The 14,249-nt window shown below is 67.8% G+C and carries 11 protein-coding genes; 9 read left to right on the top strand and 2 right to left on the bottom strand.

Annotation, left to right across the window (positions count from 1 at the left end; genetic code table 11):
- Positions 1-4: 4 nt before the first annotated feature.
- Positions 5-652, bottom strand: a complete 648-nt coding sequence (locus tag OD997_RS17175; RefSeq protein ID WP_434332771.1) for a LysE family translocator — start codon at positions 650-652, stop codon at positions 5-7.
- 219 nt (positions 653-871) lie between these two features.
- Between OD997_RS17175 and OD997_RS17170 the strand changes: the two genes are divergently transcribed.
- From OD997_RS17170 to OD997_RS17150, 5 genes are all read left to right on the top strand, one after another.
- Positions 872-3,391 carry a DUF7507 domain-containing protein gene (locus tag OD997_RS17170; RefSeq protein ID WP_434332770.1) on the top strand — a complete coding sequence of 840 codons (2,520 nt, stop codon included), beginning with the start codon at positions 872-874 and terminating at the stop codon, positions 3,389-3,391.
- Positions 3,392-3,452: 61 nt separating this feature from the next.
- Positions 3,453-4,934 (top strand): SpaH/EbpB family LPXTG-anchored major pilin, encoded by a 1,482-nt coding sequence (locus tag OD997_RS17165; protein WP_434332769.1) that lies wholly within the window; start codon positions 3,453-3,455, stop codon positions 4,932-4,934.
- Positions 4,935-5,048: 114 nt separating this feature from the next.
- On the top strand, positions 5,049-6,044 hold the full coding sequence (locus OD997_RS17160; protein ID WP_434332768.1) for a class C sortase: 996 nt from the start codon (positions 5,049-5,051) through the stop codon (positions 6,042-6,044).
- Positions 6,041-6,649 carry a hypothetical protein gene (locus OD997_RS17155; RefSeq protein ID WP_434332767.1) on the top strand — a complete coding sequence of 203 codons (609 nt, stop codon included), beginning with the start codon at positions 6,041-6,043 and terminating at the stop codon, positions 6,647-6,649. Before OD997_RS17160 ends, OD997_RS17155 begins: the two co-directional genes overlap by 4 nt.
- Before the next feature lie 376 nt (positions 6,650-7,025).
- Complete coding sequence (locus OD997_RS17150; protein ID WP_434332766.1) at positions 7,026-8,576, top strand: sigma-70 family RNA polymerase sigma factor; 1,551 nt, start codon at positions 7,026-7,028, stop codon at positions 8,574-8,576.
- Positions 8,577-8,580: 4 nt separating this feature from the next.
- Here OD997_RS17150 and OD997_RS17145 read toward each other — a convergent pair whose 3' ends face one another.
- A complete protein-coding gene (locus tag OD997_RS17145) occupies positions 8,581-10,176 on the bottom strand; it encodes a PucR family transcriptional regulator (RefSeq protein ID WP_434332765.1) in 1,596 nt (531 codons plus the stop codon).
- Between the two features lie 188 nt (positions 10,177-10,364).
- On the opposite strand from OD997_RS17145, the gene OD997_RS17140 reads away from it, so the two are divergent.
- From OD997_RS17140 to OD997_RS17125, 4 genes are read left to right on the top strand one after another with little or no spacing between them, the layout of a single operon-like run.
- The gene (locus OD997_RS17140; protein WP_434332764.1) at positions 10,365-11,267 is read left to right on the top strand and encodes a transporter substrate-binding domain-containing protein; all 903 of its coding nucleotides are present in this window, start codon (positions 10,365-10,367) and stop codon (positions 11,265-11,267) included.
- Positions 11,268-11,272: 5 nt separating this feature from the next.
- Positions 11,273-12,217 carry an amino acid ABC transporter permease gene (locus OD997_RS17135; RefSeq protein ID WP_434332763.1) on the top strand — a complete coding sequence of 315 codons (945 nt, stop codon included), beginning with the start codon at positions 11,273-11,275 and terminating at the stop codon, positions 12,215-12,217.
- A complete protein-coding gene (locus tag OD997_RS17130; RefSeq protein ID WP_434332762.1) occupies positions 12,214-12,981 on the top strand; it encodes an amino acid ABC transporter ATP-binding protein in 768 nt (255 codons plus the stop codon). The genes OD997_RS17135 and OD997_RS17130 overlap by 4 nt, the downstream gene beginning before the upstream one ends.
- Before the next feature lie 25 nt (positions 12,982-13,006).
- Positions 13,007-14,188, top strand: a complete 1,182-nt coding sequence (locus OD997_RS17125; RefSeq protein ID WP_434332761.1) for an alpha-hydroxy acid oxidase — start codon at positions 13,007-13,009, stop codon at positions 14,186-14,188.
- Positions 14,189-14,249 lie beyond the last annotated feature (61 nt).

The following is a 14,249-nucleotide window of genomic DNA, read 5'->3' as shown; positions in this document are numbered from 1 at the left end:
AGCCTCAGGCGCTCGAGGGCTTCTCGCTCCAGAGCAGCAGGAACGCACCGAGCCCGATCATGAGGCCGCCGCCGGTGGCGCTCATGGCCTCGATGCGCCGTGGCGAGCGACCGAACCAGTCTCGCGCCGCGCTCGCGAGCAGCACCCAGATCGCGTCGCACGCCACACCGATCGCGACGACGATCACGCCGAGCACGAGCAGCTGCATCGGCACCGATCCCGAGTGAAGATCGACGAACTGCGGCAGGATCGCCAGGAAGAACGCGATCGACTTGGGGTTCGTGACACCGACGACGAGGCCCTCGCCGAGCAGCCGCAGACCTGAACGACTGGGCACGGCTCCCGTCATCGCCTTCGCCGCGTCCTTGCGGTGCCTGATCGCCTGGATCCCCAGGAACACGAGGTAGCCGGCGCCGAGGATCTTGACGATCGTGAAGAGCACGATCGACTGCGCGACCACGGTGCCGACGCCCAGAGCGACTGCCACGACGAGCACGATCGAGCCGATCGCGGTGCCCAGGATGCTCAGGAAGCCGCCGAGCCTGCCCAGGGCCATGGCCCTTCCGATGGTGAAGAGCACGGTCGGCCCGGGGATCACGACCATGATGAACGCCGCGACGACGAAGGTCGGAAGAGTGTCGGCGCTGAACATGCTGCGAGCCTAGGGCAGCTCTGCGGCATCGGATCAGAAAGTTTTCGCGGGACCGTCATAAAAGCTCCGCGCGGGGGTCTGGGTATGTGATGGGCGGCCTTTCTCGGCTGCACATCACTGGGGAATACACACGCACTTCTGGGGACAGGCTCACGCCGTCGTCGCTTCGCCGCACGCGGCCGGCGCACGGCGTGCGCCGGAATTGGGACACATATGAGCATGCGCTCACACCACCGCTCGACGGGGCGCTCTGCACGCGTCGCGGTCGCGCCGCGCCGACGGGCGTTCGCTCGACTGCTCGGCGTGCTCGCCGTCGCCGGCGTGCTCGTCGCCGGAGGAACGCTGGCCCCGAGTTCCGGCCTCACCGCTGCGGCCACGGTTCCCGGCACTCCCGGCGCCCCGCAGGCGGGGACGCCCGTCTACACAGAGAACTTCTCGAACCAGAACGCGTCGCTGCTGCCGATCAGCATCCTGAACTACACGGGTGGCGTGGCCGCGGCGAACTCCACCTACACGGCCTCCGCTCAGTACACGCCGGCCGGCAACCAGTGCAACGGCTGGATCATGAGCGGTGCGACTCCGACCGCCCCCATCACCGACCTGGGCTGCCTCAACAACGTCAGCACGACATGGACCACCCTGCAGCAGATGGCTCGTGCGCTCGGGGTGGCGCAGGGCCAGACCACGACGCAGGCCGCGACCAACCAGGTGCTGACCTCCTACACCAACGCAACCAACGGAGCCATCGCCGCAGGCACTCAGTTCCGCACGGTGAACACGATCCCCGCGATCGGCGGCCACTACTATGCGGTCTCCGCCTACTTCGCCGCGGTCAACTGTCCGGCGGCGGGCGGTGCCAACCAGCCCAAGGAGACCTTCAGTCTCATCGTGAACGGCAGCCCGATCACACTGAGCACCGGACTGAACCCCTGCACGAACAACACGGTCTGGGAGACGCAGATCGCGAAGCTGCAGTCGGCCGCCTATCAGGTGCCCACCGGAACCACGCCGAACCTCGGCCTGATGCTCAACAACGCGACCGCCACGGGTGCAGGCAATGACGTCGCCTTCGACCTCCCGCAGATCGTCGACGTCACGCCCCAGCTCGACAAGGCCTTCAGCCCGACGCTGATCCTCAACGGCACCACGTCGAAGATGACGTTGACGGTCACCAACACCACCGACCTGATGGCCAAGAACGACTGGTTCATCACGGACGCGCTCCCGGCGAACCTGAGGATCGCCGCCGTGCCGAACGTCGGCGGCACCTGCACCCAGCGCACCGGCGCGGCTTACGCGGTGACGGCGCCCGCCGGCGGAACGTCGGTCGGCATCACCGGCGGCGATCTCGCCCTCGGTCAGGCCTCGTGCACGATCACGGTCGACGTGACCTCCACGGTCAACGGCACGTACGTCAACGGTCCGGCGAACATCACCACGAACCTCAACCCGCCGGCCAACGCCTCGCTCGAGGTCATCCAGCCCTCGATCGACCTGGTCAAGCGCATCACTGCCGTGAACGGAGTCGCCGTGACGAGCGACACCGACCCGGACAAGGTCTTCACCAAAGTCGGCGACGTCATCACCTACTCATTCGTGGCGACCAACACGACGCCCAAGGCGCCGACCAACACGACGCTCAGCACGAACCTCAGCAATGTGCGCATCACAGAAGACGCCTTCTCCGGCGCCGGGGACATGACGACGCTGTCGTGCGTTCCGCCCCAGGGCTCCACGCTCGCCAGCGGCGCCTCGATGACCTGCACGGCCACATACGTGGTGCAGCAGGCCGACCTCGACAATGCGCCGCTGACGAACGTCGCTCGTGCGACCGGAACGCCGACGGTCGGACCGAACGTCACCGACACGGACGACGAGATCATCCCTGCTGTCTGGACCCCGAAGATCGTGCTCGACAAGACAGCATCGGTCGTCGACGTCGATCAGGACGGCGTGACCGGGCTCGGCGATCACATCATGTACGCGTTCGACGTCACCAACACCGGAAACGTCACCGTCGCGAACATCACCGTGGTCGATGACCGACTGACGCAGCGCAGCATCACCGTCACCTGCACGCCGACGACGATCGCGCCGACCCAGGTCGCGCACTGCATCGCGAACGCGCCGTACGTGATCACACAGCAGGACGTGGACGCGAAGAAGGTCATCAACACCGCCTACTCGACGGGCACCGACCCCGACAACGGACCGGTGCGGTCGAACGAGGACAGCACCGAGACGCCCATCGAACCGTTCCGGATCCCTCTCAAGATCGAGAAGGTCGGGGAGTCGGACGCCGACGCCTGGGTGCGCATGGACGGATCGTCATTCGCGGTGCTCGAAGACGTCGCCGGCGAGCCCGGCGCGGCACTGCCGTTCACGATCGGCGACGTCGAGACCGGTCTGTTCCAGATCGACAGCATCCCGGCCGGCACGTACTGGCTGAGCGAGCTGACAGCACCCGACGGGTTCAGCCTGCTCGCGACACCGGTGAAGTTCATCATCAATCCCGATCGCACCGTGAGCATCACGGCCGGAGGAGACGAGGCCGTCACCGCAGCAGGGCAGACGATCACCGTGCACGATGTGCCCGCCATGGAACTTCCGACCACCGGGGGGACGGGCACGCTGCCCTACATCCTCGCCGGTTCCCTGATCGTGCTGGGCGCAGGTGGTTTCGCGCTCTGGATCCGTCGCCGCAGCGCACGCGCCGACACCGAAGACCCGCACCTCTGATCTGCATCAGCTCACCATCCGAAGACCTCCAGGGCGACCTGGTTACCGAGAGAGAGACACAGTGAACACCGAGAACAACAGGCGCGGATCCCGCGTCGCAGCGGGCCTGCTTGCCGCAGGCGTCGCCGCGCTGACCCTCGCCGCACCCGCGAGCGCGGCGACGCCCAACCTCGTCGATCCCGACGCGACCGGCTCGCTGACGATCCACAAGTTCGAGGCACCGGAGACGCCGACCGGCCTCCCGAACGACGGCACCGAGCAGAACGTCGCTCTGGCGCCGCTCCCCGGTGTGGGCTTCACGGTCTACAAGGTCGACACGATCGACCTGACCAGCAACCAGGGCTGGATCGACGCCAACGACCTCGCAGACCTCGCTCCCGACAGCGTCGCCGACATCACCGCAGCCGGCTACACCGCCAGCGCCATCGGCGGACAGACGCTGACCGATGCGAACGGCGAGATCGCTCTCGCGAACCTCGACCTCGGTCTGTACTTCGTCGTCGAGACCGCACCGCTAAGCGGATCGACCGCCGTCGCTCCGTTCCTCGTCACCGTGCCGCTCACCGACCCCGCCGATGACAGCACCTGGCTGTACGACGTGCACGTCTACCCGAAGAACGCTCTCACCGAGGCCACGAAGACCGTGGAGGACTCCGAGGACGTCAAGCTCGGCGACGAGATCGACTTCACGATCACGACCGACATCCCGAACGTCGCCGTCATCGACGGCTACAAGGTGGTCGACGCGCTCGACGCCAAGCTCGACTACGTCAGCGCCGCAGTGACGCTGCTCGACGGCACCGCTCTCGCGGCGACCGACTACACGGTCGTCCTCGACGCCGCCACCAACACGGTCACGGTGGAGTTCACCGCATCCGGCCTCGCAGTGCTCGCCGCTCACCCGGCCACGCAGGTGCAGGTGGTGCTCACGGCCGCTGTCAACACGGTGGGCGAGATCGCCAACACGGCTGTGCTCTACCCGAACCTCGGGTCGTACACGGTCGCTCCGGGCGAGCCCGGCGGACCCACCGTCACCCCTGAAGTCATCACCAAGTGGGGCGACATCACGGTCGAGAAGACCGACAAGGCCGGAGCATCACTGACCGGCGCCGTGTTCTCGGTGTACCCGTCTCAGCAGGACGCGATCGACGGCACCAACGCCATCGCGCTCGGCGGAGCGACGGAGTTCGCCGTGGCCGCCGACGGCACCGTGACGATCTCCGGTCTGCGCTACTCCGACTGGGCCGACAACGCCGCTGTCGCTGCCGGCGATGACGGCTACCAGACCTACTGGCTCGCTGAGATGGTCGCTCCCGACGGGTTCGAGCTGCTCGCAGCTCCCATCGAGTTCACCGTCACCGCGGCCACCACGGCCGTCGGTGTCGACCTCGAGGTCGTCAACGTCCCGTCGAACGCCGGATTCAAGCTGCCGCTGACCGGTGGCGCCGGCACCACCCTGTTCCTGGCCGGCGGCGTTCTGCTGCTCGGCGGAGCAGTGCTCCTCGCCATCCGCAGCCGCCGCAAGGCCGGTATCGAGGCGTAACACGAAGACCGGCCGTGCGGGGGAGGTGTTGAGGTCCCTTCCCCCGCACGGCCCATTCGTTCCCACCCCGTTCGCATCCGCTTCTCACCGACATCCACACAGAGAGGGTTCCGCATGACGCTCATCGACGCATCTGCTCCGGATGCCCGCACGACACCGACCACGCGAGTTCCCGCGCGGCGTGCGCGCTGGGGATGGAGCCAGACGATCGTCATGCTCATCGCGACCGTCGGGATCGTGGTGCTGGTGTACCCGACCGCCGCATCGTGGTTCTCGGCCTGGAGCCATGACACCGACGTCGACGGGTACGTCCAATCGGTCGAGCAGGTCCCCGACGAGGCGATCACCGAAATGCTCGCGGCTGCGGAGGCCTACAACGAGAATCTGCCCACCGGGCCGTTGCGTGATCCCTACGCGCTCGGAGCGGACGGTCAGCAGACCGCGATCGGCGACGGCGCCGCCGCATACTTCGACACGCTGAGCCCCGAGGGCACCGACGCGATGGCGCGCGTGCGGATCCCGAAGATCCACGTCGACCTGCCGATCTTCCACGGAACGAGCGAAGAGACGCTCTCTCGCGGCGTCGGACATCTCTACGGATCGTCGCTCCCCGTCGGCGGCACCGGGACGCACTCGGTGCTCACGGGCCACAACGGCTTCGTCCAGGCGACGCTGTTCGACGACATCGACGAGCTCGTCGAGGGCGACGTCATCGTCGTCACCACACTCGGAGAAGACCTCTACTACGAGGTGGATCAGACCACGACCGTGCTGCCCGATGACACCGAGGCGCTGCGCCAGGTGCCGGGCAAGGACTACATCACCCTCGTGACATGTACGCCGACAGGCGTCAACACGCATCGTCTTCTGGTGCGTGCCGAACGCATCGACGCGCCGTCGGATGACACGGCCATCACCACGATCGAGGATGCGACGGGCCCTGCCGGCCTGCCGTGGTGGGCGCTGCTCGTCATCGCGGTTCCGGTGCTCACCTTCCTCGTCGTCAAGCCGCGCCGAGCACGCGATCGCAGCAGCTCTCGGCGCCGCTCCCGTGATCACCGTCGCTCTCCGCGGCGCTCGACTCACCTCGACCGGACGCCCTCGTCATGACGGCCGGGATCGAGGAACGCCGCGTCGAGGACGGCATGAAGCCAGGAGCGGGCTCCGAGTCGTCCCCCGCCCCCCACCGCCGGCGCCGCCGACGGCGGGTCGGTTTGCTGGGCTGCAGTATCGCGCTGGTCGGCCTCGGGGCCGCGTTCCTCGCCGCGTCGACCTTCGCCCCCGAACTCGTCGACAAGGTGACCGGTGACGTCAAGGTCGCCGTGCAGAAGCAGTTGCATCAGATCGTCGCACCTGACGAGCTGCCGATGATCAGGCTCGGTGCCGCAGGCGGCATGGTCGAGCTCGACCACTGCGACGGCACGTTCACCGAGATGGTCAGCTATCGGGTCGATGAGGTCCTGCCCCTGTTCGCGGCGCACAACAACTGCGGGGGAGACGTCATCCTGGGCTGGGAGATCGGTCAACGGGTCATGGTGGCAGGCTCCGACATCGTCTATGAGGTCGTCGAAGAGCGACACACGCCGAAATGGTCGAACGTCGAAGAGCTGGTCGGCATGTCCGGAGAGTTCATGGTCCAGACCTGCTTCTACGGCGAGAACAAGATGCGCTTCCTGGCGCTCGCGCCGGTGGAATCCCTGCCGAACGCCGGCTGATGCCCTCCGTGTACGCCTGTTCCGGGCGCGTTCGTCACGATCGTCTCCCGTCAGGGTCTTGTAGGTATGGCCATCGGCCTTGCGTCGGACTCCCGCCCGACGCTCCGCTTCGCGAGAATCGACGCCTCCCCGGCCGACTCACGCACCGCGGAATCGACCCTTACGAGAGTCGAAGGGACGAGGCACCCCCAACGCCTCGTCCCTCATCCGGCACCGACCTGACGCGGGCGCGTCAGAGACGCGCCCGATCGCGGCCCTGTCCTGAGACACGGATCCGCGATCTCACGGGCAACTCGACACACGCACACGCGTCGTCGCGCTCGACGCCGGCTCCGACGTCTCGTGACGTCGAGAGTCCCCTCACACACGGAGCAGCATGAATCCCGCCGCGCCACTCGACAGCGACGACGCCGCGTCGGTCGAGCCTTCCGACGAGCAGATCATCGGTGCGGTGCGGGGTGGGGACATCGGGGACTTCGCACTCCTCTGGAGGCGTCACGTCGACGCCGCTCGTCGGGCTGCGCGTGCGATCTCTCCGTCGGCGGACCCCGACGACCTCGTGAGCGAGGCCTTCGCGTCGATCCTGCGCGTGACCAAGGCCGGCGGCGGGCCGAGCGACGCCTTCCGTCCGTACCTCCTCGCCACTCTGCGCAACACCGCCGCGCGATGGTCGCGTGGATCCGGGATGCTGTCGATCGAGGTGATCTCCGAGCAGGACCTCGCGTCCGACATCGGCGACCCGATCGAGCGGATCTCGGAGCGGTCGAGCGTCGCCGAGGTGTTCGGCAAGCTGTCTGCGAGGCACCGGACGCTGCTGTGGTACCTCGAGGTCGAGGGAATGAAGCCGCGAGAACTCGCGCCCCTCATGGGAATCACCCCCAACGCGGTGTCAGCGCTCGCGCTCCGTGCACGCGACAGTTTTCGCCGGGCATGGCTGCAGGCGCACATCCACGATCCCTCTCGATCCGAGGACTGCCGCTGGTTCTGCGAACGGATCGTGTCGCAGCGTGAGCGTCCGGTGCGGGGCGATGACATCGCACGTTTCCGTGCCCATATGGGCAGTTGCCGAGGGTGTCAGGTCGTCGCGGCGGAGATCGACACGGTCTCGCAGAGGCTCCGGTCGATCCTGCCCGCGGCGTTGCTCGGCGGTGTCGCGGCGGGACTCTACGCGGCGACGGATGCGCCGTCGGTCGCCGCCGATGTGGTGCCCGACGACGCGAGTGGCCTCGGAGCCCGGTTCGAGCACGTGGGGACGGACGCGGCCGCGCTCGCACCGGTGATCCCCGTGATGACCGGTGCCGCGAGCGTGGGAACAGCCGCTCACGCCGGCTCGCCCGCCTCCCTGACGATGAGCGGGCTCGCGGCTCTGGCCGCCACGACCGTCGCCGTGATCGGGACGGTCGTCTTCGCCGGGAGCGTGTTGAGTCTCCCCGACGTCAGCGGACACGCAGACGTCTCGTCGAACGTCGAGGCATCCGCGCCCTTGGATGATCAGGCGCAGGCGGATGCCGAGGAGGAGGAGGCGTCGCGTGCGACCGATCCCGCTATCCGCGGGACGCTCCCGAGCCCCGGCGCCAAGCGACTGCTGACCGTCGAAGTCCGGTCCGATTCCGTGGACACAGACGGCACATCAGTCCCGACCGAGGCGCCCTCGGCATCTTCCGCAACAACGCGCCCGACGCCGACGCCGACGCCGACTCCGCCGAAGCTCCCGTGGCAGCCGGACCCGACGATCCCGTCGCCGCAGCCGACATCGTCACCGAGGGCGTCGGCCGGTCCGCCGGCGGTCGACTCGCTGTCCGAGGAGTCGGAAGACTCCCTCATCACCGAGCCGATCGAGCAGGATCCCCTGGCACCGGAGCGGGGCGACGACGAGGGCGCGGCACGCGCCGCCGCGGAGGCGGTGATTCCCCCGGATGTCGGATGAGTGCTCAGCGCGACGAGCGGGAGGCGACCGACAGGCGCAACCACAGCCACAACCGGGTGTCCGGCGAATCCAGATCGATGCCCAGGTCGTTGCGCACCACATCGAGCCGATATCGCACGGTGTTCTGGTGAACGTGCAGTGCGGCGGCGGTCTCTCGCACGCTGCCGAGGTTGTCGAGGTAGATGCGCATGGTCCGCGACAGGTCGGTGCCCTGTGCGGCATCGTGCTCGGCCAGGATGCTCGCGGAGTCGCCGACGGCGGCGTCGAGGCCCTCGATCAGGTCGGTGACCTGAAGGATGGCGAGCCGGTCTCGCATCTCGTCGAACGTGGCGATCCGGGTCTGCCGGTGGCGGTCGTCGGCGATCGGGGAGCTCATCAGGACTCCGGCGGTCGCGCCGGCCTCACGATGCGAGCGGGCGATGCCGTTCACGTCGTACGCACGGGTGCCGATGCCGGCGATCAGCGCGGTGTCCGTCCGGATGACCGAGTGTGCGAACGTATGCGCTCGTGCGGCGATCGAGCCGGGGATCAGTGTCACGACCTGGGTCCCGATCACCGCGCTGTGGGATCCGGGGAAGGCGGCGCTGGACACACTGATCGCCAGATGCAGCAGACGATGCAGGCCGCGCATCGCCTCGACCTGGTCGAAGGTGTCGACGCGGAAGCACACGATCGTGCAGCCGGCCTCCGGGCGGATGAGCAGCTGCGACGCCGCGCTGCGGGCGTGCCGGTCGTCCTCGAGCAGCGTGCGGAGCAGGCCAGAGTTGCGCTGGTCCCGATCCGCGGCGTCCTCTCGCGCACGAAGGAGGTGCTGCGCGGCGATCGGTTCCATCTCTTCGAGCAGGACCTTCGTGCGAGGGGCGAGCGACGGGTCGACCTGGATCACCCAGATCGATCCCAGAAGCTCCCCGGACGCCCGCACAGCGATGCCGACCCGACCGAACTGGTCTGTCTCCGAAGGGAAGTGCCGAGCATCGGGAGCGCGGAGCAGCGACTGGTAGTCCATGTCGGAGGAGAGGGGGATCTCCTCCTGCAGCAGAAGCGTCGTGCGGCGCCGGATGTCGTCGATCGGCTGCTCGCTGTGGGTCGAATACCCCACGACCTGACCGGTGGAGTCGACGACGCTCACCGCACCCTCCGACAGCGTGGCGAGCGCGTTCGCGAGGCCGAACAGGTCGCCGAGGCGTACGCCCGTCACGTGGCCGACAGAGTGCGGGCCGAGAAGCGAGCGAAGCACCGTGGCGAGCTGCGCCCAGTCGCCCTCGATGTGGTGGAGCAGGGGCAGCGCCAGTGCCCACTCGGGAGCCTCGCTCGAGATGTCGACCGGCTGCGCTCGGCGGACGATCAGTGCCGCTGCACCTGCCGCAGCGAGCTGTACGGCGAGCGCGGGCAGCTCTGCCTCCGGCACTCCTGCTCCGAGCACGATCTGATCGCGATACTCCGTCACGCCGAGAGCGGGGTCGTAGAAGTCCACGCCGCTGAAGGCCGTCGTCTCCGCATCGGAGTCGCCGGTGCGGGTGGAGAGGGAGCCGTCTGCGACGAGGATCGCCTCTCGCAGCGTCGGGGCTCCCGAATCACCGGGCTCCGAAGGTATGGACATGGAATCTTCTCCATTCAGGAAGAGCAACTGACGGAGGAACTCACATATCGGTCAGATCGGTTCCCCGCAAGACTGAGAGTACGAGGTCGACGGGGCACCTCGCGAGATATCCGACCATCTCCTCTTCTCGCACGTCACACGCGCAGATGGATTCCGGGCAACGTCGCCCCCTCACAGAGGACGCTCACATGAACAGCACTCACGATCTTCGACGCCGCTCAGCGGCGGCCCTCGCCGCCGCCGGCGTGGCCATCCTCCTCGGCGGCTGCACCGCGCAGGCAGACCCGGCGCCGAGCGCCGACGAGATCACCATGGACCCCGTGGCGGATGCCGTTGCGCTGCTGCCGGACGAGCTGAAGGACGGCGGAACCCTCCGGGTGGCGATCCCGACCAACGAACCTCCGACCCAGTTCTACCGCGAGGGCACCCAGGACATGACCGGGATCAACCCCGACATCGCCCGCCTTCTCGCCGGCGCCCTCGGTCTCGACCTCGACATCGAGGTGACCACGTTCGACACGATCATCCCGGGCATGAGCGCCGGTCGGTACGACCTCACGGTGTCGTCGATGACGCCGACCGAAGAGCGCATGGAGCAGCTCGACTTCGTCGACTACGTGCAGATGGGCAGCGCGCTCGCCGTACCGACGGGCAATCCGCAGAGACTCGCCTTCGACGGGCTGTGCGGCAAGCGCGTGGCCGTGCTCAAGGGCTCTTACCAGCTCACGGTCAACGTGCCGGGGTTCGACCAGGCGTGCGAGGACGCGGGCGAGAAGCCGCTGGAGATCCTGCAGTTCCAGGACACCCGACAGGCCGTCTCCGCACTTCTCAGCGACCGAGCCGACGTCGTCTACGCGGATTCTCCGATCCTCGGCTACGCGGTCTCGCAGGACTCGAAGCTCGAGGTCGGCGACGAGAACGATTTCGCCCCCGTGGCCGTGGGGATCCCGCATGACGCCGGCACCCTCGACGCGATCGCCGAGGCGATGGCCGTCATCGTCGCCTCTCCGGAATACGAGGAGCTGCTCGCCGATTACGGTCTCGAGTCGATGGCGATCACTGAAGCCCGCGTCAACGCGGCGCAGGGCTGATCACCATGGCCATCATCGAGCAGGGCGCCTCCTCGGCGGGAGAGCCCGCCGGAGACGTGACTGGGCTGCAGCGCACGCTCACGTCGCTGGAGGTGCACAAGAGGCGCCGCTTCGGCGTCCTCATCGGCGGTGTGCTCCTCTGCCTGTTCGTGGCGTTCTTCCTGATCGACGTCGCCACCAACCCCCGGTTCGGCTGGACGGTCGTCGGCGCCTATCTCTTCGATCCGCAGGTGCTGCAGGGCATGCTGCTCACACTCGTGCTCACGGTCGTCTCGATGACGGCCGGCATCGTCCTCGGTGTGGTGCTCGCCATCATGCGCGTCTCGGGCAACCCCGTGTTCGCCGGCGTGAGCGGCGCCTACGTCTGGTTCTTCCGGGGCACCCCGCTCCTGGTGCAGCTCATCTTCTGGTACAACATCGCCGCTCTCTACCCGGTCATCGCCTTCGGGCTGCCGTTCGGCGGGCCGAGCATCGTGCTGGGCTCGGCCAACGTCCTGATCACACCGCTGGGCGCTGCCCTGCTCGGTCTGTCCCTGAACGAGGCCGCCTATATGGCCGAGATCATCCGCAGCGGGATCTCGTCGGTCGATGAGGGGCAGCTGGACGCCGGGCGGGCACTCGGCATGACGCGGTCGAAGGTGCTCCGCCGCGTCGTCCTGCCTCAGGCGATGCGGGTGGTGATCCCGCCGACAGGCAACCAGGTCATCTCGATGCTCAAGGGCACATCGCTGGTGAGCGTGCTCGCGATCTCCGATCTCCTCTACGCAGTGCAGTCCATCTACTCGCTCAACTACGAGGTGATCCCGCTGCTGCTCGTCGCGTGCATCTGGTACCTCGTGCTGACCACGGTCCTCAGCATCGTGCAGTCCCGACTCGAAGAGCGTTACGGCCGGGGTTTCACCCCACGTCGGGCAGCCCGCGTCAAGAAGTCGAAGGAGCCGGTCGCATGACGCGCAACATGGTCGAGATCCGCGGAGTGCGCAAGGCCTTCGGTCACAACACCGTGCTCGAAGACGTGTCGCTGCAGATTCCCACAGGCTCAGTGACCTGTCTGATCGGCCCCAGCGGGTCGGGCAAGACGACGCTGCTGCGCTGCGTGAACCGCCTCGAGACGGTCGATGCGGGGATCATCCTCGTCGACGGCGAGCTCGTCGGGGCCACCCGTCACAGCGGTCGGCTGATCGAGGCGAAGGAGTCCGCGATCGCGAAGACGCGGCGCCATACCGGCATGGTGTTCCAGCGCTTCAACCTCTTTCCGCACCGCACGGTGCTGGAGAACGTGATCGAAGGGCCGACACAGGTCCTCGGGCGTCCCCGAGCAGAGGTCGTCGCCGAGGCTATGGTGCTGCTCGAGCGTGTCGGCCTCGCCGACAAGGCGCCGTCGTACCCGCAGGAGCTCTCCGGAGGACAGCAGCAGCGCATCGCGATCGCGCGGGCTCTGGCCATGAAGCCGAAGCTGATGCTGTTCGACGAGCCGACCTCGGCACTCGACCCCGAACTGGTCGGCGAGGTCCTCGCCGTCATGCGGGATCTCGCCGCAGAGGGGATGACCATGATGGTCGTCACACACGAGCTCGGCTTCGCTCGCGAGGTCAGTGATCAGGTCGTCTTCATGGCCGGCGGTGTCGTCGTGGAGAGCGGATCGCCTGAAGACGTGCTCGCACGTCCTCAGCACGAGCGCACCCAGGCCTTCCTCTCCCGAATCCTGCACTGACATCCACACCTCACAGGAGCATGACGTGCGCAACATCCACAGCATCGATGACCTCAGGATCCGTGCTCGCCGACGCCTGCCGGCGATGGTCTTCGACTTCGTCGAGGGAGGAGCTCTCGACGAGCTCACCCTTCGACGGAACCGCGAGGCTCTCGACGCACATCTGCTTCCCCAGCGGGTGCTCGTCGACACCTCGCAGCGCCACGCGGCGACCAGCATCCTCGGAACCCGACTCGACCTTCCCCTGGTCGTGTCCCCCATGGGTCTTCTGACGGTGTGCCACCCCGACGCCGACGTGGCCATCGCGCGGGCAGCCGCGACCGCAGGCAGTGTGTTCGTGCACAGCCCCTGGTCCGGCTGCTCGCTCGAAGAGGTGACGGATGCCGCCCCGAAGCGGGTGTGGGCGCAGATCGCCTTCTGGAACGATGCGGAGGAGACCCGCCGTCACATCGACCGGGCGCAGGCTCTCGGGGTCGACACCCTGGTCATCGCCGGTGACGTCGCCGTGTCGAGCAAGCGCGACCGCGACCTGCGTCATGGCACGGGCATGCCGCCACGACCGCCCCTCCGCGATGTCGTGAACACAGCATTGCATCCGGGCTGGGTGATGCGATGGCTGCTCGGTCGGTCGATGACGTGGGGCAACTACCGCGTCGACGGGCGAGCCATCCGCATGCGCGAGATGGAGGCCTGGATGGAGCGCAACGAGAATCAGACGGCGACGTGGGACGACATCTCCCGGCTGCGCGGCAGCTGGACGGGCAACATCGTCGTCAAGGGCATCATGACGCCCGAGGATGCCCGCCTCGCCATCGAGCACGGCGCAGACGGAGTCTTCGTCTCGAACCACGGCGGCCGTCAGTTCGACGGTCAGCAAGCCACGATCGAGGCCCTTCCGGGGGTCGTCGACGCGGTCGACGGACGCGCAGCCGTGATCGTCGACGGCGGGATCCGGCGTGGTTCCGACATCGCGAAGGCGCTCCTGCTCGGTGCCGATGCTGCGGCGGCGGGCCGACCGTTCGCGCTGGGGCTGGCGGCAGGAGCCCGATCCGGTGTCGAGCGCGCGTTCGAGGTGCTCCACGACGAGCTCCTCACGGTCATGGGCTTCCTCGGGGTGACTCGTGTCGACGAGATGCCGTGCACACTCGTGGACTCGACGGCTCTGCGTCTCGAAGCCGCCGTCTCGGCGATCGAGGCGGCGCAGTGAGCGTCGTCCGGATCCTCAGCAGACGCCCCGCGCGGCGCGCGCGAGAGCGCGGAGCGCGATC

Source organism: Microbacterium sp. CGR1, from assembly GCF_051062835.1.
Classification (GTDB): Bacteria; Actinomycetota; Actinomycetes; order Actinomycetales; family Microbacteriaceae; genus Microbacterium.
Note: the sequence above shows the minus strand (reverse complement) of the source record. Positions and strands in the feature narration are given on the sequence as shown.

Excerpts from the sequence above, each read along its gene's own strand:
- OD997_RS17170 (WP_434332770.1), top strand. The coding sequence starts at position 872 with ATGCGCTCACACCACCGCTCGACGGGGCGCTCTGCACGCGTCGCGGTC.
- OD997_RS17160 (WP_434332768.1), top strand. The coding sequence starts at position 5,049 with ATGACGCTCATCGACGCATCTGCTCCGGATGCCCGCACGACACCGACC.
- OD997_RS17140 (WP_434332764.1), top strand. The coding sequence starts at position 10,365 with ATGAACAGCACTCACGATCTTCGACGCCGCTCAGCGGCGGCCCTCGCC.
- OD997_RS17175 (WP_434332771.1), bottom strand. The coding sequence starts at position 652 with ATGTTCAGCGCCGACACTCTTCCGACCTTCGTCGTCGCGGCGTTCATC.
- OD997_RS17145 (WP_434332765.1), bottom strand. The coding sequence starts at position 10,176 with ATGTCCATACCTTCGGAGCCCGGTGATTCGGGAGCCCCGACGCTGCGA.
- OD997_RS17155 (WP_434332767.1), top strand. The coding sequence starts at position 6,041 with ATGACGGCCGGGATCGAGGAACGCCGCGTCGAGGACGGCATGAAGCCA.
- OD997_RS17135 (WP_434332763.1), top strand. The coding sequence starts at position 11,273 with ATGGCCATCATCGAGCAGGGCGCCTCCTCGGCGGGAGAGCCCGCCGGA.
- OD997_RS17150 (WP_434332766.1), top strand. The coding sequence starts at position 7,026 with ATGAATCCCGCCGCGCCACTCGACAGCGACGACGCCGCGTCGGTCGAG.
- OD997_RS17130 (WP_434332762.1), top strand. The coding sequence starts at position 12,214 with ATGACGCGCAACATGGTCGAGATCCGCGGAGTGCGCAAGGCCTTCGGT.